The sequence below is a fragment of the Sneathiella sp. genome, from assembly GCF_002694385.1.
Classification (GTDB): Bacteria; Pseudomonadota; Alphaproteobacteria; order Sneathiellales; family Sneathiellaceae; genus Sneathiella.
Genome location: NZ_NZMB01000005.1, coordinates 240,107 through 261,158, shown reverse-complemented (window position 1 = coordinate 261,158; position 21,052 = coordinate 240,107). Strand labels below are relative to the sequence as shown.

Below are 21,052 nucleotides of genomic sequence, written 5' to 3'. Positions count from 1 at the left end.
TAGGCTATCGACGAGAGGATGCCGTTTTTCATGCAGTATTTCAATTTTGATCCCTACAGCCTGCCACCAGAGGCGGAAGCGCTGCGTCTGGAAGTGCGCGAGTTCCTGAAAAAGGAACTGGCGGATTACCCGGCGGTGCTGCGTTCCCGCTCCTGGGCCGGCCTCGACCCCGCATTCTCCCGCAAGATGGGAGAAAAAGGCTGGATCGGCATTACCTGGCCCAAGAAATATGGTGGGGCGGAGCGCAGCTTTTTTGAACGCTACGCCCTGTTGGAGGAGCTGCTTGCCTCCGGTGCGCCCGTTGGCAGCCACTGGATCGCCGACCGCCAGAGCGGGCCGACAATCCTGCGCTTCGGCACCGATGAGCAATGTCACCGCATCCTGCCCGGCATTATCCGCGGGGAAACCTATATCTGCATCGGCATGAGTGAACCGGACACCGGCTCCGATCTCGCCTCCATCCGCACCAAGGCGGACAAGGTGGATGGCGGCTATCTGATCAACGGAACGAAAGTCTGGACGACAGCGGCCCATCACTGCGAATGGATGATCGCGCTGGTCCGCACCAGCCCGCCATCGGAAAACCGCCATGCCGGAATGAGCCAGTTCCTCATCAATCTCAAGAAAGACAAGGGCGTCACGGTCAGCCCGATCAAGAATATCGCCGGGGAAAACCATTTCAATATGGTGGTATTCGAGGATTTCTTTGTTCCCGATGAAGATCGCATCGGCGAAGAGGGCGACGGATGGAAACAGGTGACGGCGGAGCTTGCTTTTGAGCGCTCCGGCCCGGAACGCTATATGTCTTCCATCCAGCTGCTGATCGAGATGATCCGGGAGGCCAAGCTGGACCCGAGCCGCCGCGCCCAGCGGGAAATCGGCCGCCTGATCGCCCATCTGGCAACGCTGCGCCGCATGTCCATCTCGGTCGCGGGCAAGCTGGAAAGCCGCGCCAATCCGGCGCTGGAAGCCTCGGTCGTCAAGGATCTCGGCGCCGTATATGAGCAGGATCTGCCGGAAATCGCCCACCGCTATTCAAATGGCGAAGCCAGCATGAGTGCGACAACCGACTTCGAGCAAGTCCGCGCCTATATCACACAGGCCGCCGTCTCCTTCTCTCTCCGGGGCGGCACACGCGAAATTCTCCGCGGTATCATTGCACGGGGGCTTGGTCTACGATGAATGAACTACAGCAAATCATGGCCGATACGGTGGAAAAACTTTTTTCGGCCGAGGTCACCAAGAATCTGAAGGAAACCGCCGAAACCAATGTGTTTCCGGAAAAATTATGGCAGGCGGTCGCAGAGAACGGCCTGCTGCATATCCTTGCACCGGAACATATGGGGGGCGTCGGCGGTCAGTTCGCGGACGCCGAAGTCATTGCCCGCGCTGCGGGACGTCATTCCGTGCCGCTCCCCATTGTTGAGGCCATCCTCGCCAATCATCTGCTCGCCGCCGCCGGTATCACGCCGCCGGACGGCGTGACAGTGTTTGCCCCGGTGCGGCCCGATGAAAAGCTGACGCTTGGCTCCGATGGCGTCTCCGGGACGGCCACGCGCATTCCGTGGGGTCGCCGCGCCGATCATGTGGCCGTCATCACCGAAGACGGCATCGCCCTCCTCAAGGCGGGAGACTATGACGTCACGGAAAACCAGAATATCGCGACAGAACCCCGTGATACGCTGGAATTCAACGGCGCCACGCCCGCTGAAAAAGCCCCCTTGCCCACCGGAATGACGATGCATTCCATCTTTACCCTCGGCGCCATGATGCGTGCATCGCAGATGTCTGGCGCCATAGAATGGGTGCTGGAGGCGACGGTGCAATATGCGAATGAGCGCGTCCAGTTCGGCCGCCCGCTCGGCAAGTTGCAGGTTATCCAGCAGAATCTGGCCGAAATGGCGGGTCATACGGCGGCGTCCACCGCCGCCGTGCTTGGCGCGTTTCAGGCGGCGGATCTGGCTGCCTCCGATGATTTTGACGGCAGGTTTGAGACAGCCGCCGCCAAGACCCGCGTCAGCGAGGCCGCGGGGATTATCTGCTCCCACGCCCATCAGGTGCACGGCGCCATCGGCTTTACCTATGAACACGATCTGCATTTCAGAACCCGCCGCCTGTGGTCCTGGCGGGATGAGTTCGGCTCCGACAGCTACTGGTCGGACTGGATCGGTGCGCAGATCCTGGAGAAGGAAGCGGACGATATCTGGTCCTGGCTGACGACCCGGCCAACCTGATCAGTCTGACTGCAAAGGCACACTCTCGGCATGGCCGCCCCCGCGATTGCGGCCATGCCCAAAGATCAAGAAGCGGCAACAACGCCGCCCGAATGGCCGGAAGCATATTTTCCGGCTAAACAACAAGGAGGAATGGAATGGCACTCGACCTTAAAATCACCGGCGGAAACCTCATCGATGGCACCGGTGCTCCCGGCTACAAGGGCGACATCGGCATCCGCGATGGTCGCATCGTGGCACTTGGCGAGGTCACGGAAGACGCGGCGCGCGAAATCGACGCCACCGGCCTGACCGTTTCCCCCGGCTTTGTCGATATCCACACCCATTATGATGCGCAGGTCATCTGGGACAAAATGCTGTCCATCTCCCCCTGGCATGGCGTCACAACCGCCGTCATCGGCAACTGCGGCTTCGGTGTTGCCCCGACACGGCCCGAACACCGGACAAACATCATGCGTACCCTTGAAAAGGTGGAAGGCATGGCCTTTGATGCGCTTGCCAAAGGGCTCGGCTCCGAATGGCCGTTTGAGAGCTTTGGCGAATATATGAATGCCATTGAGGAACGGGGCAGCGCCATCAACCTGGCCGTTCTGGCGGGCCATACCCCCATCCGCACCTATGTTATGGGCACAGATGCGGTGGAACGTGAAGCGACCGAAGATGAGATGAAAAGCATGGCCGACATTGTCCGCGAGGCGATGGAGGCGGGCGCCCTCGGCTTCTCCACATCGCAGGCGACAACCCATCATGGCTATGGCGGCAAACCGGTGCCGAGCCGCCTCGCCGATATGATCGAGATTGACCGTCTGGTCGGCGCCGCGCGCGAAGGCGGCGGAAAAATTGTTCAGGCGACCGTCGGCCCGACCCTGTTCCATGATCAGCTCGCCACCCTCTCCAAAAAACACGATATGGCGATTAGCTGGACCGCACTGCTCTCGGGCATGTCCGGCCCCGGCTCCCACCGCCGCCATCAGGAAACCACTGCCAAGCTCCGTGCCGAAGGCGTCAAAATCTATCCGCAGGTCGCCTGCCGACCGATCAACTTCGATTTCGAATTCAACGAACCCTTCCCCTTCGAGATGCGACCGCTGTTCAAACAGATCATGGAGACGGATACGGAAGGCCGCAAGGCGATCTACCGCGACCCCGAATTCCGCGATGCCTTCCGCAAGGATACCGGTGCGGACGCCAAGAATGCCGTGGCGGGCTGGGTGGACCGCTGCGTCATCTCCATGGCGCCGAATAATCCGGAATGGCACGAACGGCCGCTTCGCGAGGTTGCGGACAGCGTCGGCAAGGATCCGGTCGATTTTGTACTCGATCTGTCGCTGGAAACCGATTTTGTGGCCCGCTTCCGCTTCCCCATCGTCAATTATGATGAGGAAGAAGTGGCCGAGCTGCTGGTCGATGATAATCTTGTCCTTGGTCTCTCCGATGCCGGGGCACATGCGAGCCAGCTGTGCGACGCCTGCTATTCCACCCATCTGCTCGGCCACTGGGTGCGCGAACGCGGCACCCTCACGCTGGAGCAGGCAATCCATATGCTGACCCAGAAACCGGCACAGATTTTCGGCATCGAAGGGCGTGGCGTCCTTTCCGAAGGAGCCATGGCCGATATCGTTATCTTCGATCCGGCGACAATTGCGGCGGGCACACTTCAGCGCGTCTATGATCTGCCGGATGGCAGCGACCGGCTGATCTCCCCGGCCAGCGGCATTCAATCGGTCATCGTCAATGGCAAGCTGCTGATTGATCGCAATACAACAACGCCAGAGATCGAAACCGCATTGCCCGGCAAACTGCTGCGGAGCGGCCTTGCCGCCTGAAACAGGTGAAGGCCATATTTTTCCGGGCTGCCTTAAAACGGCAGCCCCATTTTTTGACATCACAAAAAAGACCGCAAAAGCCGTTTTACTTGTCACAAAAATGTGATTAAATCTGGCAGGCTTCCAAAACAGAAGAGACCTTATCACCAAAGGATAATCAGGCCTCGCATGGCCATATGTTCATATGGATCAGTCTTTTATATTCGCATTTTTACGCAACCCCCGAAGAATGGGAGCCCTCGCACCAAGTGGCCGTCCCCTCGCGCGTGCCATGGCAACGGCGGCGGAGCTTGGTGGCAAGCGTATTCTTGAGATTGGCCCGGGAACCGGCGTTATTACCGAAGCCCTGCTCGATGCGGGTGCCGAGCCGGAGCAGCTTTCCCTGCTGGAGCGGGACTGTCGGCTGGCGTCAAATTTAGCCAGCAAATTCCCCGACCTCAAAGTCATAACCGGTGACGCGCGGTTTCTTGAGCAGATCCTCGAAACGGAACAACCGCAACCCTTTGATATCGTTTTTTCCAGCCTGCCGCTTCTCAATATGAAGAAAAGCGAAAAACACAGCATACTGACCCAGATTCTGGCCTTGCTGGACGAACGGGGTATACTGATCCAATATAGCTATTCCGCGCGGCCGCCGCTGTCGGAGAATCTCACGCGGGAGCTTGGCATTACGGGTATGCGCGCCGCAACGGTGATCCGAAATCTGCCGCCCGCCCGGGTGTGGAAATATTCGCGCCCCCTTAACTGACCGGGCGATATAACTAGCGTTCCGTGATATCGCCGCGGTCTTTCAATTTTTCACCCCCGATACCATCCAGAAACATCACAAGCAGCATATTGACGAGATCGTCCACCGTCCGGTTTCCCGACGCCGGCGCCCGACCGGGTTTGAACCACAGCGCCGTCCAGTTCTGCGCCCCCAACAGGAGCTGCCGCGTTGGCAGAATTTCGATATTATCGCGAAACTCCTCTGCCTCCCCGATAATGCCAAGGCATTCACTCCAGACAGTGGCCAGCCGTTGTCGGACCGGCCGATGCCGTTCCTGCACTGCTTGCGGGAGCTGGGCATAGATACGGATATTCATCGCCACGAAATCATTGCGGACAAACAGATAGAGCATATGCGTGCGGACAGCGGCCGCAATGCAATCCACGGGACCCGGAAATTTATCCCGGTTTTCCAGCACCGAGGCGACACCATCCGCGATTTCGCGCAATCCGCGCGCCAGCACCTCATCAATAATTTCCTCCTTCGAGGAGAAATGATAGTAGATGCTGCCCGCTTCCATGCCCGCCACTTCGCCAATATGCCGTAACGTCACCCCTTCATAGCCGCGTTCGCGCAGGACACGGGCCGCCGCAATCAGGATTCCGAGACGGGACTTGCCGAATTTTGGCTGACGGGCCGCCATCACCTCCAGAGGTTCAACCGGAATGCACGCCGCCTTTTTTCCCTGCCATGACATTCCCGGCTTCAGCATCCCGTCAAGCAGCAGATCAGCCGCCCGGTCAGCGAATTTATGGATGGAATAGTGCTCCGTATCAAACCATTCCACAGCCCAGTTAAGGGCGCCGATAATGATACGCTGAAGGAACGCCGGATCCAGTTCCGGCTTCAATTCGCCTGTCTGCCGGGCCTTTTCAAACGCGTCCTCCCAGACATTGCCGTAAATTTCGAACACCTGGCGATGACGGGCCTGGTTCGCCGGCGGCAGCATGGAGAAATTGCGGATGCCGGCGGCGGTAAAATCCCCGGCATAGAGAATATAATAAAGATGCGCATAGATCATGGCGCGGAAAACATCCCGGAAATCTCCGCCCCCATCATCGCATTGTCGCCGGGCCTGGGAGACAAAATCGACAATCTGCCGACAGCCTTTTTCCAGCACCTCGTCGAGCAGCTCCTCTTTGGAGGAAAAATAATAATAAAGGCTGCCCGCGCCGATCCCCGCCCCGGCGGCGATATCCTTGAGAGAGGAAGCAGTGTAGCCGTGCCGTCGAAACCGACGGGCCGCCTCCGCCAACAGAAGCTGCCGCGTCGCCACCGCCCGCCCTTTCCGGGGGGCGCTGCCTGCATGTTTCGCGTTCTGCCGTATATTCTGACTGTATGTCACGGAGCCTTACTCCCAATCACCGAATGGCCTGCGCGGTCATATACCCTGTGTTGTAAGGGAACGCCCTTTCAAATCAACCGGTTTTGATATTGCGCACGGCAATGTGACCGCCGCCGGAGAATGCCGGAGCGAGAAGAACCGCCGATATCTTCGGTCAGCTTGACGCCGTAAATTTGTCTTTTACTTCGGCTATATCGTCGTTATCCAGATTGGCGCACAGCTTCGGATAGGTTGTACGGAATTCCGCGAGAAACTGATCTATCGGAATATCAACAAAAATCCCGCGATCATTGACATATTCCATATGCCGCCGGTCCTGCATGTCATGCTCATGAAACAGGGCATCGGAATAGCCGTCAAACACCAGCGGTTTGACACCGAACCTCTCGCAAAGCTCCATATTGAAGGCGGGAGTGATTTTGTAGGTTTCGTCCCCGAGCCAGAGCTGGACATAGCCGTGATAGATAAACAGATCCGTGCCCATGAGCTCCGTCAGCTTTTCAGTGCTGAGATGATTACGCACATCGGCAAAACCGATCGCCGCCGGAATNCCCGCCGCCCGGAGNGANGCCGCCAGCAGGATTGCCTTCGGCACGCAATAGCCGCTCTCNCTGGTCGCAATATGGCTTGCACGGTAGGTTTCCGGATCCAGNGANGTNCNATAGGGATCATAGCGCAACCGGTCNCGCACCGCCTCAAACAGTCGGATCGCCTTATCACGNTCTGAGGCATCTGACGGCAGNTCCGCAAGGGCTTGCNCAACNAANGCCTGCACCTCTGGCGCATCGCTNTNCACATAATCGGCAGGTTCAAGATANTTCCGCGCATCANTCGGAATATTATGTTCAGGCGCCATCTTTTATCGTCCTTTATTTGGCAGCGGAAGCAGGAATAGGCGCTCCCTTCCCTATCAGTTAATATGTCNCNANGANGCTGTCAATCCGCGCTCTGGCTGAACGGGGCGTATAAAGATACTTGTGNCATNCCCTGAAATACCCCTAATATGAACATCTGCTGATGAAAATGCTGACCGGCGCAAGAANAAACAAGGGCAGGAGCGGGAAAATGGCAACGGCACAAAANACGGATTATGAAGTGATCGTCATCGGCGCGGGCGTTGCCGGNATCTATCAGATCAAGCGGCTTGTCGATCAGGGCATATCGGNCATATTGCTGGAAGGCAGCGGCGATCTCGGCGGGACATGGTACAATAACCGCTATCCGGGGTGTCGNTTCGATTCCGAGAGNTATACCTATGGCTANTCCTTCTCCCGCGAGNTGCTTGANGANTGGCACTGGAAGGAGCGTTTTTCCAGCCAGCCGGAAAATCTGCGCTATCTGAATTTNGTGGCCGATAAATTCTCCTTGCGGGAGCATATGCAGTTCAACTGCAAGGTCGAGGCCGCCCATTTCGACGAGGCGGCGGATCGCTGGCGNCTTCGNACCAGTGATGGACGCGACTTGTCATGCCGTTTCATGGTCATGGCCATCGGCCTGTTGTCACAGCCGACCCTGCCGCTTCTGGAGGGTATGGATGATTTCAAAGGCCCGTCCTTTCATACCTATGACTGGCCGCATGAAGGCATAGATCTCAAGGGGAAAAAGGTCGGCATCATTGGCACTGGCGCAACCGCCATCCAGATCATTCCGGTGATTGCCGAGGAAGTCGATGAGCTCTACGTCTTCCAGCGCCGCCCGAACTGGAGCGCACCGCTTAACAACAGCCCCATTTCGGATGGGGAAATGGCGGATATCCGGGCCCGTTATGACCAGATTTTCGATCTTTGCAGCCGCTCCCCCGGCGGGTTTGTCCATCGCATTGACGAACGGTCCTTTTATGATGTCCCGAGGGAGGAAAGAATCGCCCTCTGGGATCGGCTTTATGATGAGCCGGGCTTCGGCATCTGGCTCAGCAATTTCCGTGAAATCTTCATGGATGAGAAGGCCAATGCAGAGTTTTCAGACTATATTGCGGGGCGTATCCGCGAACGGGTGAAGGATCCGGTGACGGCGGACAAGCTGATCCCGAAGGATCATGGCTTCGGGATCCAGCGCGTCCCCCTTGAAACCCGTTATTTCGAAGCCTACAACCGCGATAATGTGCATCTTGTCGATATCGGCGAAAGCCCAATCCGGCGGATCACGGAAACGGGCATCCAAACGGCAGCAGCGGACCATGATCTGGATGTGATCATCTATTCCACCGGCTTCGATGCCATGACCGGCGCCTTCGATCATATCGACATCCGCGGGATCGGCGGCGCGAAACTGAAAGATAAATGGCAGGAAGGGCCGGAAACATTTCTCGGCATGATGATAAACGGCTACCCCAACCTGTTGATGCCCAACGGTCCGCAGAGCGGTTCCGCCTCCACCAATTATCCGCGCGGCATTGAAAGCGGCGTCAACTGGTGCATGGATCTGCTGAACCATATCTGGCAGCAAGGCTATTCGCGGGCGGAACCGACGCAAGAGGCAGAAGCGGCCTGGGTCAACGAGGTGGCCGAGATGTATAAATACATGCTGATGCGCAAGGCCAAATCCTGGTTCACCGGATATAACTCCAATGTGAAGGGGCATGAGGCCGGACGGGTGCGTTATTTCGTCTATAACGGCGGCACGCCCAAATATAATGCGCGCATACGGGCCGTCGCCGCCAGCGGATATGACGGCCTCAAGTTTGAAGGAGAAGCGGCGACATCGACACAGGCCGCCGCCTCATCCGGCACGTAAAGGTTATCAGCGCAGCCGAACCACGGCCTTGCCGATCATGCGTCGGCTTTCGATTTTCTCCATGGCGGCGGGAATATCTTCGAGGCGCTCGATCAGATCAACCGGCGCATTGAGCGCGCCCTCCCCGATTGCCGCCAGAACCGCCGTTGCCGCGACTTTAAGACGCGCCGGGTCACGCCAACGGTAATAGCCGAGCACCATGCCGATGGCCGCGCGGTTCTTGACCAGCAGTCGGTTGGCGGCGAATTTGGGGATGCCGCCCGCCGCGAAGCCGATAATGAGATAGCGTCCGTTCCAGTCGAGGCAATTGGCCGCCTGATCGGCGAAGTCGCCACCCACCGGATCCAGCACAATATCCACATCTCGCCCGTCATTGACCGCCTGCACCGCCGCCCGCAGATCATCGGAATAGAGCAGCGCCGCATCGGCACCGGCGGCAAGACAGGCGTCGCGCTTTGCCTCATCACTGACAACCGCGATCACACGTCCACCATGATATTTAGCAAGCTGAATACCGGAAATACCGACGCCGCCCGCCGCCCCGCCGATCAGCACCGTCTCCCCGGCGCGAAGCTGCCCTTTTTCCACAAGGGCCAGTTCTGACGTCAGCGCGACCGAGAGCAACGCCGCCGCCTGCACCGGATCGCATCTCTCGGGCAGAGGAAATATCTCTGTTACTTTTGCGCAAACATATTCCGCATGCCCGCCATCATAGACAAGGGCCGCAACCCGGTCACCGACCGCGAAGCCCTCAACCCCGGAGCCAATGGCAGCAACCGTACCCGCCACTTCCATCCCCGTTGAAAAAGGCGGTTGATGTTTGTTCTGATGTTTATTACGGCTCATCAGCATATCAGCGAAACAGACACCCGCCGCCATGACTTCGATCAGCACTTCTCCCGCGCCGGGAACCGGCTTTGAAACCTCCATAGTCTTAAGCCCGGCCGGACCGCTGAAATCTTCCGAACAGATAAGCGCGCGCATCATGATAACCCTCTGACTGTTGATGAAAATAAAAAGCGCCGCCGTCCCGGAAGACAGCGGCGCAAGTTTTCAGATCATGCTTACTTTGCTTCCGGCGGAATAAGATCCTCCGGCACATCAACGCCAACTTCCTTATAGTATTTATAGGCGCCGACATGCAGCGGCATGTTCATCTGGTTAAGGCCATTTTCCGGCGTGATCACCTTCATCCAGGCCGCCGCCCGGGTAAGATCATCGACATTTTCATAGATGGCTTTGGTAATGTTATAGGCATCTTCCTCGCTCATCCATTTGTTGGTGCCAAGACCCACCACAGAGTTCACCACCCGAACTTCCTTTTCATTGACAAGAGTCGGATATAGCCCGGTCGGCAGCATCACAAATTCACGTCCCGGAACACTGGCAAGGGCCTTCAGGGCCGGGCTGTCAAGGGCTTCTTCCGGAATACCGAGAACGCGGATTTCTCCAATGCTGGCAAGCTGTGCCACGCCGGCGCTCGGAATTGCTTCCGGTGTGCAATAAACGTCAATCTGCTTATCCTGGAAGCCCTGCAACCCAGCAGCCCAATCGAAATTGGGGGAATCAAAATCCTGCTTCGGCTTGTAACCCGTTACGCCTTCGATAATCTGTTCGACAACCACCCGGGCCGCACCAGACGGCGGTCCAGTGAAGACAGTCTTGCCTTTCAAGTCTGAAAATTCCTTGATGCCGCTGTCGTCCCAGACAATGCACTGATAAGCGCCGAGCGGGTAATTCATGAGGCCGCGCAGATTTTCAGACAGTTCTTTCGCATCTGCCATCTTTGCATACATCCGCTCGCCTCTTTTCATGAAGCCATGGATCGAGACGGCTGTCACAAAAAGGTCCAGTTCATTTTTGGCGGAATCCACAGCCTGCCGGACGGCGGCCGTTCCGGTGGAAAGCTGAACCTTGTACCCATGTGCCTTTTTCAGAACTTCAACTGTTGCAATGGAAAAAGTAGTCGTCGGGGACGAGGATCCGAGCGACGCCATTGTAAAGCTGTCTTTTGCGGCGGCAGGCTGAACGGCTGCCAGCATGGCCGACAGGCCAACAACGGCCCCGACTGATTTAAGAATTGAATGTTTTCCCATAAGTAACTCCCTGTTGTGTATGGTTGATATATTGATTTCTACCCTGCCAGCTTGCGCCTTGCCCGAAATTTCCCGTAAGTGATGACAATCAGGGCCACGGCGATCAGGGTAAACTGTATTGACGGAATTTGAATGAGCAGCCCCGCGCCGACCCCGGCCCGGATTACTCTCTCCGCCATCGACAGATGCTGTCGCTCAAACCCGATAAGCGCCGTGTTGATAAACCAGATGGCCAGCCCGAGACAAATCGTCACCCGGAGGAAATTGGTCAATTCAAACGTCCCCACTATTAGAAGGGATGGTTCATATACGATGATAAAGGGAATGATGAAGCCGACGAGTGCGAGTCGCACCGCCATCACAGCCGTTGAAAACGGGTGCGCATTGGCAATCGGCGCCGCCGCAAAGGCGCCAATGGCCACGGGCGGTGTGATGGCTGACAGCACACCGAAGTAAAAGACGAACATATGGGTCGCCAGCAATTCCGCCCCCATCCGCTGCATCACCGGCCCCAATACCAGAATGATGATCAAATAGGCTGGCAGTGTCGGCATTCCCATGCCAAGGACCAGTGCCGCGAGCGCCGTTGTGACCAGTGCAGCCAGCAACGAGACCTCGCTGAATTCCGCGACAGTGGAGGCGAAGGAAATTCCAAGCCCCGTCAGGCTGAGCACCCCAAGGATAACCCCGATGCAGCCAACCGCGATAATGATCCAGGCGCAGGATCGCCCGGCCTTGACCAGCGCCTCCCAGATAACGCGCGGATTTTCCCGGTTGCGCTTGCTGAATGCCCCGGCAAAAACGGCGGCCACAATTGCCCAGAATCCGGCCTGCGCAGGGGAACGATCCATCAGCAGCACAAAGACGATGACCGCTATCGGAATTATGAACATCAGGCAGGCCAGCAGGTCCTTGCGATTGAGGGGGGGACGCTCGGATTCCGGCAGCGGCTCGATCCCATCGGCGCCCGCCTGAACGGCGATCGAGACAAACAGCGAGCCATAATAGAAAAGCGCCGGGACAAGGGCGGCAATGCAAATGGTGGTATAGGGAAGACCCGTCAGGTCCGACATCAGAAAGGCCGCCGCCCCCATTACGGGCGGGACAATCTGACCCCCGGTTGACGCTGCGGCCTCGACCCCGCCTGCCATGGCGGGCGAAAACCCCCTCCGTTTGATCATGGGAATGGTGAAGCTGCCCGTCCCCACGACATTCGCCGTCACGCTGCCGGACATGCTACCAAAAACGGCGCTGGCGACCACGGCGGAATGGGCGGGTCCGCCCCGGGTGCGGCCGGTCAGGGCGACGGATGCACGAATCAGGGCATCGCTGGCCCCGGTCCCTTCCAGCAGGACGCCGAAGACAATAAAAATCAGCACCACCTGCAAGACAACGCCCATCGGCATACCATAAACGCCCTGCAGGCTGTACCAGATGGTTTCGATGGACCGGCTGAGCGTAAAGCCGGAATGATTAAGGAAACCCGGCAGATACTGGCCGAAAAGGCAATAGAGAAGGCCGAGTAGCGCAATGATCACGATCGGCATGCCAAACAGCCGTCGCGTCGCCTCCAGTAGGACGATAACGGCTGCCAGCCCGATCCAGATATCAACCTCCGCAAAATCGAACATGGTCTCTTCAAGCAGTATTTGAATATCGATAAAGCGGATTGTTCCAAGCACGAAAATGCCGACCAGCAGCACATCGAACAGCCATAACAGCCAGACGGGCACATATCTCAGTCGCGATTGCGGCATTTCCCGGCTATCGGCCAGCGGACTGCTTAAAAGAGCAACGACAACGGCCGCGCACAAAATCCAGGCCCGGCCGTAAATCAGATCCCACCCGCCGGAAATAGCGGAATAGATAGCCTGCGCGGCAAGAGCGGCACAGATCAGGGCAATGGGCCATGCGACGAAATTTTTGATACTGGCATTCACCGTTACATACCTCCTAGAATCCGTCGGGCGCGATATAGGGACATTCTGCGATTGTCCACTCCGGAACCGGTTCTGTCTTGTAAATCTGCCGCAGATGCACTTCATCCGGGCCATCGCCGATCCGGAACCAACGGGCGTAGGAATGGGCATGATGGATCAGCGTATCATCGGTGCCCCCCATGGCGCCGAAAAGCTGCACGGCGCGATCCGTCACTTTCTGAAGCATGCGCGGAACGGTAACCTTGATCTGGGAAACGATACGCCAGCTATTTCTTTCATCGCTGTTATCCAGCAGCCAGGCCGCCTTGTGAATGAACAGGCGGTTCATGTCGATATCTATGCGGGCTTCGGCGATCCATTTCTGGACCGTATCATATTCCACAATCGGACGGCCGAAAGTCTTGCGTTCATGGGCGCGGGCGACCATCTGGGCCAGCACCATTTCCGCCATGCCGATACAGCGCATGGAATGATGGATGCGCGCCGGGCCAAGGCGGACCTGCGCGCCCTTGAACCCCTGCCCCCGCTCCCCGAGCAGATTGGTTTTCGGCACGCGGACATTCTCAAGACGGAATTCCCCGATGGGCGCGACGAAATCCTCCCAGCCCATAAAACGCAAATGCCGGACCAATGTCAGGCCCGGCGTATCAATGGGAACGATAACCATGCTGTGGCGGGAGGTGCGACCGGCATCCGGATCGGATACCCCCATGACGATCAGGAAGGAGCAATCGGGGTGAGCGCCTCCGGTCGCGAACCATTTGCGGCCATTGAGGACCAGCTCGTCCCCGTCTTCATGAATAACGGTGGCGATATTCGTCGCATCGGAGGAGGCGACATCCGGCTCCGTCATCGCGAAAGAGGAGCGGGTCTGGCCATTCAGTAGAGGGTTAAGATATTTTTCCTTCTGCTCCCGTGTTGCCAGCGCCTGAAGCATCGCCATGTTCGGCACTTCCGGCGCATGGCAGTTGAAGACCATCGATCCCCAGGGCAGGCGCCCCAGTATCTCGGCAATCGGCGCGAACTCCAGATTGCCGAGCCGCGTTCCAGGCTCATCCGGCGCCAGATTGGGCAAGGCAAGGTTCCAAAGACCCTGTTCTTTCGCCTTTTCCTGAATTTCCCTGATGAAATGCGGCGGCTTGCGCTCATGACAAACGGTGCGCACCCATTCGCGGTGACGCGGTAGCACTTCCCTTCCGAAAAAATCCTCGGCACGCAGCCGGATTTCTTCGCCCTCCCGGCTTAAATTGAAATCCATAGTCCCTGCTGTTTTATTTATTTATTTGTTTGACTGAATTGTTTTATATATAGTAACACATGATGTCAACATCATAAAATAAAAACTAAATTAACGGGAAGTGAAATGACCGACAGTCGCCAATTCGGCCCCCTTGCAAATCTGCGTATACTGGATATCGCGACAATCATCGCCGCCCCCTTTGCGGGCACCTTACTGGCCGATCTCGGCGCGGATGTTGTCAAGCTTGAGCTTCCCGGCATTGGTGACGGCATGCGCGGCTTTCCGCCCTTTAAAGAGGGCAAGTCCCTCTGGTGGAAGGCGGCCAATCGCGGCAAGCAGTTCGGTACGCTGGATCTGCGTAAAAAGGAAGGCGCCGATCTGCTGCTCAAGATGCTGCCGCAGTTCGATGTTCTGATCGAAAACTTCCGCCCCGGCACCCTTGATCGCTGGGGGCTGGACAAGGAAACGCTGTGGAAGGCCAATCCGAAACTGGTGATCTTGCGGGTCACCGCTTTCGGGCAGGACGGCCCCTATATCGACCGGCCCGGTTTCGCCCGCATTTTTGAGGCAATGGGCGGCCTCACCCACATCACCGGCGATCCGGATCGCCCACCCGTCCATACGGGATACCCCATCTCGGATGCTTTTGGCGGCGTCTTCGGCGCCATGTCCATTCTTGCGGCGCTCTATAAGGTCGCAAATAGTGAGCGGACGGAAGGCGAGGAAATCGATCTGGCGCTGACCGAGGCAACCTTCCGGCTACTCGATTTCCTGGCAATCGAGTATGACCAGCTTGGCGATGTGCGGGAGCGCAGCGGCAACAAGAACCAGTATTCCGCCCCGTCGGATGTATATCTCACCAGCGACAAGAAATATGTCTCCCTTGCGGGCAGCACCAATACGACCTTCCTTGCCAATGCCACGGCGGTTGGCCGGCCCGAGCTTGCAAAAGATCCGCGGTTTGAGAATAATGCCTTGCGGGTAAAAAATGGCCAGGAGCTTGACCGGATCTTCGGCGAATTTATCTCCACCCATACGCTGGACGAGGTGCTCGACGCCTTCAATACCGCAGGCGGCACCATAGCGCCCATCTATTCCATCGAGCAGATCTTCAACGATCCGCAATATCAGGCACGCGAGGCCATCACCACCGTTCCCGATGATGATTTCGGCAGCGTACGCTTGCAGAATGTCGTCCCGAAGATGACCCGCAATCCGGGGAAGGTCCGCTGGACATCAAAAGAGTTGGGGCAGGATAGCGATGCTGTGTTTGAGAAATATCTGGGATTGAGCAAGGAAGAGATAGAGGATTGCCGGAGCCGAGGAATTATATGACCAGCGAACATCTAGATCCGGACCTGTCGGGCACCAGAACCCCCGGACGCAGACCCGAAGCAAATGAGGATCGGGACAATTCCCTCTCCTCCACCCTGATTCGCGGGCTGGAAATCCTCGGCTGTTTCAAGGTGGATGAAGGTCCGCTCACCAATGCGGAAATTGCCGCCCGACTCGGCATCAACAAGGCAACTGTCTCGCGCCTGTGCAAGACGCTTATCTCCATGCGCTATCTGCGCCGCGACCCCAATGGCGGTTTCCGGTTGGCGCCCGGCCTTCTGGCGCTATCCTATCCGATCCTCTCCTCCATGAAGTGGCGGCAGCAGGCCATCGGACTGATGCGCGATTATGCGGATTTCGCCAAGGGAAATGCTTCCCTCGCCGTCTTCAACGGGCCGCATACGGTCTATATCCAGACAGCCGGCGATATCAGTAATTTCCCGCATACACCCGAAGTGGGCATGACCATGCCGGTGCCTGGAACGGCAACCGGACGCTCGCTGCTCTCCATGCTGAGCGAGGAGGAATTGGCGGAGAAATATATCGAGATCGAACAGGCCTATCCCGGCGCGCTGGAACGCTATGCCGACCGCATCGCCCGGGGCATGGAAAGTTGCAAAAAGAACGGCTTCTGCACCGCCTATGGGGAGTGGCGGCCGAATATCTACGCCATTTCCGCCCCTCTCGGACGATCTGCGGACGGGCTGTGCGTCACTCTTTCCTGCGGCATTCCCGCCTATCGCGCCCGCAAGGAGGAGATTGAAGAAGATCTTGGTCCGCGTCTGGCTTCAGTCGCCCAGAATCTCAGGCTTTTCAATATTTTTGGAACTGAATAAAGACGAAAGGGACTGCGTCATGCCTTTGACATCACCGCTCTGTAAAAAGCTGGGGATTCGCTATCCCATTTTCGGGCTTGCCCATAACATCGATGTCATGATCGCTCTCGCAAAAGCGGGCGGGTATCCGGTTTTCGGTGCCGCCCGCAGCATGCCCGAAGAAATCGCCGATGTCGCCCGGATCATGAAAGAAGAGCTGGGCGACCTGCCCTTCGGCATTGATCTGATGCTGCCCGCCAATGTCGGGGATGAGACGGACCGGGAAGGCTCCAAAGCTGATCTTCCTCAGGAACATCAGAATTTCGTTCGCCATCTCACCGAGAAGTACAAGGTTCCCGCTGCGACAAAACCGACATTTTTCTCATCGCAAATCCGCTCGCAGCAGCTATTCGAAGATCAGCTTGCGGCGACGCTGGAATCATCGGCGCACAGCTTTGCCTCCGCCGTTGGCATGCCGCCGGAAATGATCAAACGCGCGCGCGAACACGGCAAAGTCACATTCTCCCTCGTCGGTGCGCCGCGCCATGCGGAAAAGGCAAAAGCGGCGGGTGTTGATATCATCGTCGCGCAGGGCTATGACGCGGGCGGCCATACCGGCCCCATCGGTACTTTCTCGCTGGTTCCGCAAGTTGTCGATGTGGCGGACGATATTCCGGTTCTGGCGGCGGGCGGCGTCGGCCACGGACGGCATATTGCGGCGGCTTTCGCCCTTGGCGCGCAAGGCGTCTGGCTCGGCACCGCCTGGCTTGCCTCCAAGGAACATGCGCTTTCTGAGGCTCTGCTTAACAAGCTTCTGAAAGCGGACAGCCTGGACACCACCATTTCCCTCAGCCATAGCGGCAAGCCCTGCCGCCTGATCAAATCCGCATGGTCCGACGAGTGGGACAGCCCGGATGCGCCAAAACCCCTCAAGATGCCCTATCAGCAGGTGCTGACCGCCGATATCGTGGCGGGCGTCAATGAGCATGAGGTCGAGCCGCTGATCTATGAAGCGACGGGACAGAGCATCGCCTGGTTCAATGAGCTGATGACCGTTGACGGGATCATGCAACGGCTGGTCGGCGAGAGCGAGGCGGCCCTCACAGCCATGAACAATAAGCTCGCGAGCTAACCCAACCATTTTTCGAACGAGACACCGATGATACGCAATAGGGAAGAACTGGAAAAGCAGCGCCTGGAAGTCCGGGAGTGGGTGGAAAAAGTCGCCATTCCCAATGAGGACCGCGTCGCCGAATTGAATGAGGTACCGGAAGATATCGTGAAGGATATGCAGGCGCGCGGCTATTTCGCCTGGGCCATACCGGAGGCCTATGGCGGGCTCGGCCTGACCACGGAGGAACTGGTTCTGATGGCGTTCGAGCTGTCCTATTGCTCCGTCGCCTATCGCGCCCGCGTCGGCTCCAACACCGGGATCGGGAGCGAATCCCTGATCGTTGACGGCACGGAGGAACAGAAACAGAAATACCTGCCCCGCCTGGCATCAGGCGAAATCGTCGGCTGCTTCGCCCTGACCGAGCGCGAGGCCGGATCGGAGGCAACAGCCCTCAAGACCACTGCCATCCGCAAGGGAGATCATTATATCCTGAACGGATCAAAAGCCTTTATCACCAATGCGCCGATTTCCGATTTGTTCACAGTTTTCGCCCGCACTGATCCCGACGATGACAGCCACCGCAGCATCAGCGCCTTTCTGGTCGATCTGGACACCCCCGGCCTCAGTGTCGGCCCGGCCTATAAGATGATGGGGCAGTCCGGCTCTCCGGTCTCGGAAGTCTATTTCAAGGATTGCGAAATCCCGGCGAGCTGCCTACTCGGCAACGAAGAAGGCGTCGGCTTCCGCACCGCGATGAAAGCGCTTAACAAGCAGCGCATTCATCTTTCCGCCCTCAGCACCGGCCCGGCCATGCGGATGCTCGATGATGCGGCAAAACACGCGCAGGAACGCAAACAATTCGGCCAGCCGATCGGCGACTTCCAGCTTATCCAGGCAATGATCGCCGACAGCCATGTGGATATTGCCGCCGCCCGCACCCTGATCCTGGATACTGCACGCAAACGCGATGAAGGCCTCGACATCACTCTGGAAGCCTCCATGTGCAAATATTTCGCGACCGAAATGTGCGGCCGTATTGCCGACCACGCCGTGCAGATTTTTGGTGGTTCGGGCTATGTCGCTGATTACAGCAACATTGAGCGTTTCTATCGCGATGTCCGGCTGTTCCGCCTTTATGAGGGCACCAGTCAGATCCATCAGCTCAATATCGCCCGGCGGACTTTCGATAAAATCGCAAAAACAGGGAGCGTCAGGCTGTAGCCGCAACGCAGCGCTGATACAAAGACAAAAAACGAAAAGAACAGGGAGAAAATAGATGAAAGATAACAAACCCTTCTGGCCAGAACCGCCAAGGCCACCGGAAGGTTCCCCGAATATTCTGGTCATCCTGTTCGATGATGTCGGCTTTTCCGATTTCGGCTGCTATGGATCAACCATCAAGACGCCGACCATCGACCGGATTGCAGCAAACGGCCTGCGCTATACCGGTTTTCACACGACCGCCATGTGCTCCACGACACGGGCGGCGCTGCTGACCGGGCGCAACCATCATTCCGTCGGTGTCGGCTGCCTTGCCAATTTCGACAGCGGCTTCCCCGGCTATCGCGGCAAGATCGCCAAGTCCGCCGGGACAATCGCCGAGATGCTGCGCCCCAATGGCTATCGCACCTATATGATCGGCAAATGGCATGTGACGCCGCTTCATGAAAGTGGCCCCGCCGGACCGTTTGACGGCTGGCCGCTGGCCCGGGGGTTTGACCGGTATTATGGCTTTCTCGATGCAGAAACAGACCAGTATGCGCCGGAGTTGATCCGAGATAACAGCCATATCGACCCGCCCGGCACTTATGAGACCGGCTATCACCTGACTGAGGATCTGGTGGATAAATCCATCCAGATGCTGGCCGAACACAAGGCCGGCGCGGAAAACAACCCGTGGTTCCTGTGGTGCGCCTTCGGCGCCTGCCACGCGCCGCATCAGGCGCCGAAAGATATCATCAAAAGCTATGATCCGATGTTCGAAGGCGGTTGGGACAAGGAGCGGGAGCGTCGGATCAAACGCCAGAAAGAACTGGGCATCGTTCCTGAAAATGCGGCCATTCCGCCGCATAATGACGGGGTGAAGCCATGGGATGAATTCGGCGCCGATGAACACCGGCTCTATACCCGGATGCAGGCGGCCTATGCCGGGATGCTGGATCATACGGACCGTCATATCACCCGGATGATCGACTTCCTGGAAGAAACGGGGCAGATGGACAATACGCTGATCCTTATCCTCTCGGATAACGGCGCCAGTCAGGAAGGCGGCCGCAACGGGCTTGTCAATGCCATGGGCCCGTTCAACCTGCGTCCTGAGTCGATGGCGGAGAAAATCGCCCGGATTGACGATATCGGCGGCCCGGACACCCACACCAACTTCCCGCTCGGCTGGGCAATGGCGTCCAACACCCCGCTCAAACGCTACAAGCAGAACACCCATGGCGGCGGCATTCGCGATCCGCTGATCATTTCCTGGCCAAAGGGCATCCCGGCGCGCGGGGAACTGCGTCACCAGTTCGCCCATTGCTCCGACGTGGTGCCGACGCTTCTCGATCTGCTGAAACTGGAGGCGCCAAGCCATATCAATGGCATCGAGCAACAGCCGATCGAGGGGAAAAGCTTCCGGGAAAGCCTGTTCAAGGCGGATGTTCCCTCCCGCAACGCGCCGCAATATTTTGAAATGTTCGGCCATCGCGGCCTTTGGAAGGATGGCTGGAAGGCCGTCGCCTACCATCCCATGGGAACGCCCTTTGAAAATGACACATGGGAGCTTTATCATCTGGATGAGGATTTCTCAGAAAATCATGATCTTGCCAATGACAGGCCCGAACAGCTCCAGAAGATGATCGACGCCTGGTGGGAAGAGGCGGAGAAACACAAGGTTCTCCCCCTTGATGACCGCTTCGCCGCCCGCTTCGCCGAAAATGCCGAACGGGTGCAGGGCGGCCGGACAATCGCCGTTTTTCATCGGGGGGTCGGGCATATCCCCTCCGATGTCGCCCCGGACCTGCGCAGCCGCGAATACCGGATCGAGGCGGATGCCGACGTTACGAGCGAGGCCAGCAACGGCGTCCTCATCGCCCATGGGGACACCACCTCCGGTTACAGCCTCTATATGAAGAACGGATATCTTTATCACGATCTCAACATCGGCGGCGAACATGTGGTGGTCCAGTCAAACCGCAAGGTTACGCCGGGGCGCCGCCTGCTCGGCCTCCGGGTTGACCGGCTGACGCGGGAGGCAAAGCCGAAGATGGGCACCGGCATGGGGCAAAGTCGCTACACCCTCACCATCGACGGAGAGGATGTCGGATCGGCGGAGAGCAATCTCGGATTCTACATGTTGATTTCCTGGTCCGGCCTCGATATCGGGCGGGACCGGGGTAATCCGGTCGGCGATTACCCGGCCCCGTTCGAATTTGACGGCTTCCTGCGCAAGGTGACGGTGCATATGTCAACACAAACCCTCGATGGCGAAGGCGTCGGCAAGGCGGAACTCGCCCGGGAATAACACTCACATTTTCCCTGACAGGCCTCGGAGCGCATTTTTCACTTGATATGCGCTCCGATGCGACATCAAATTAACCTCCTGAGCCTGCGCC

At 57.8% G+C, this 21,052-nt stretch carries 16 protein-coding genes; 10 read left to right on the top strand and 6 right to left on the bottom strand.

The annotated features are described in order from the left end of the window. Positions 1-30: 30 nt before the first annotated feature. The 4 genes from CMN55_RS02385 (at position 31) to CMN55_RS02370 (ending at position 4,808) form a co-directional block, all read left to right on the top strand. A complete protein-coding gene (locus CMN55_RS02385) occupies positions 31-1,182 on the top strand; it encodes an acyl-CoA dehydrogenase family protein (protein WP_293947941.1) in 1,152 nt (383 codons plus the stop codon). Then, entirely contained in the window at positions 1,179-2,234 is a 1,056-nt protein-coding gene (locus CMN55_RS02380; protein WP_293947940.1) for an acyl-CoA dehydrogenase family protein, read from the top strand. The genes CMN55_RS02385 and CMN55_RS02380 overlap by 4 nt, the downstream gene beginning before the upstream one ends. Positions 2,235-2,371: 137 nt before the next feature. Then, entirely contained in the window at positions 2,372-4,060 is a 1,689-nt protein-coding gene (locus CMN55_RS02375; RefSeq protein ID WP_293947939.1) for an N-acyl-D-amino-acid deacylase family protein, read from the top strand. 229 nt (positions 4,061-4,289) lie between these two features. Continuing rightward, positions 4,290-4,808: a class I SAM-dependent methyltransferase gene (locus tag CMN55_RS02370; RefSeq protein WP_293947938.1), complete on the top strand. Its 519-nt coding sequence runs from the start codon at positions 4,290-4,292 to the stop codon at positions 4,806-4,808. Positions 4,809-4,821: 13 nt separating this feature from the next. Here the strand turns inward: CMN55_RS02370 and CMN55_RS02365 are convergent, their stop codons facing one another. Both CMN55_RS02365 and CMN55_RS02360 read right to left on the bottom strand, forming a co-directional pair. Continuing rightward, positions 4,822-6,174 (bottom strand): TetR family transcriptional regulator, encoded by a 1,353-nt coding sequence (locus CMN55_RS02365; RefSeq protein ID WP_293947937.1) that lies wholly within the window; start codon positions 6,172-6,174, stop codon positions 4,822-4,824. 154 nt (positions 6,175-6,328) lie between these two features. Further along, complete coding sequence (locus tag CMN55_RS02360) at positions 6,329-7,030, bottom strand: transglutaminase-like domain-containing protein (RefSeq protein WP_293947936.1); 702 nt, start codon at positions 7,028-7,030, stop codon at positions 6,329-6,331. 161 nt (positions 7,031-7,191) lie between these two features. On the opposite strand from CMN55_RS02360, the gene CMN55_RS02355 reads away from it, so the two are divergent. Next, a complete protein-coding gene (locus tag CMN55_RS02355; RefSeq protein WP_459253633.1) occupies positions 7,192-8,907 on the top strand; it encodes a flavin-containing monooxygenase in 1,716 nt (571 codons plus the stop codon). A 6-nt stretch (positions 8,908-8,913) separates the two neighbouring features. Here the strand turns inward: CMN55_RS02355 and CMN55_RS02350 are convergent, their stop codons facing one another. From CMN55_RS02350 to CMN55_RS02335, 4 genes are all read right to left on the bottom strand, one after another. Beyond that, positions 8,914-9,894 (bottom strand): NADPH:quinone oxidoreductase family protein, encoded by a 981-nt coding sequence (locus CMN55_RS02350; protein ID WP_293947934.1) that lies wholly within the window; start codon positions 9,892-9,894, stop codon positions 8,914-8,916. 77 nt (positions 9,895-9,971) lie between these two features. After that, positions 9,972-11,003, bottom strand: a complete 1,032-nt coding sequence (locus tag CMN55_RS02345; protein WP_293947933.1) for a TAXI family TRAP transporter solute-binding subunit — start codon at positions 11,001-11,003, stop codon at positions 9,972-9,974. Between the two features lie 38 nt (positions 11,004-11,041). Next, positions 11,042-12,943 carry a TRAP transporter permease gene (locus CMN55_RS02340; RefSeq protein ID WP_293947932.1) on the bottom strand — a complete coding sequence of 634 codons (1,902 nt, stop codon included), beginning with the start codon at positions 12,941-12,943 and terminating at the stop codon, positions 11,042-11,044. Between the two features lie 13 nt (positions 12,944-12,956). Beyond that, positions 12,957-14,201, bottom strand: a complete 1,245-nt coding sequence (locus CMN55_RS02335) for an acyl-CoA dehydrogenase family protein (RefSeq protein ID WP_293947931.1) — start codon at positions 14,199-14,201, stop codon at positions 12,957-12,959. A 105-nt stretch (positions 14,202-14,306) separates the two neighbouring features. On the opposite strand from CMN55_RS02335, the gene CMN55_RS02330 reads away from it, so the two are divergent. From CMN55_RS02330 to CMN55_RS02310, 5 genes are read left to right on the top strand one after another with little or no spacing between them, the layout of a single operon-like run. After that, positions 14,307-15,518, top strand: coding sequence for a CaiB/BaiF CoA transferase family protein (locus tag CMN55_RS02330; RefSeq protein WP_293947930.1), 1,212 nt, complete (start codon positions 14,307-14,309; stop codon positions 15,516-15,518). Continuing rightward, on the top strand, positions 15,515-16,354 hold the full coding sequence (locus CMN55_RS02325; protein ID WP_293947929.1) for an IclR family transcriptional regulator: 840 nt from the start codon (positions 15,515-15,517) through the stop codon (positions 16,352-16,354). The genes CMN55_RS02330 and CMN55_RS02325 overlap by 4 nt, the downstream gene beginning before the upstream one ends. A 19-nt stretch (positions 16,355-16,373) precedes the next feature. Continuing rightward, positions 16,374-17,465, top strand: a complete 1,092-nt coding sequence (locus CMN55_RS02320; RefSeq protein ID WP_293947928.1) for an NAD(P)H-dependent flavin oxidoreductase — start codon at positions 16,374-16,376, stop codon at positions 17,463-17,465. Positions 17,466-17,492: 27 nt separating this feature from the next. Continuing rightward, positions 17,493-18,668 carry an acyl-CoA dehydrogenase family protein gene (locus tag CMN55_RS02315; RefSeq protein ID WP_293947927.1) on the top strand — a complete coding sequence of 392 codons (1,176 nt, stop codon included), beginning with the start codon at positions 17,493-17,495 and terminating at the stop codon, positions 18,666-18,668. Between the two features lie 55 nt (positions 18,669-18,723). Next, a complete protein-coding gene (locus tag CMN55_RS02310) occupies positions 18,724-20,961 on the top strand; it encodes an arylsulfatase (protein WP_293947926.1) in 2,238 nt (745 codons plus the stop codon). Positions 20,962-21,052: the final 91 nt, after the last annotated feature.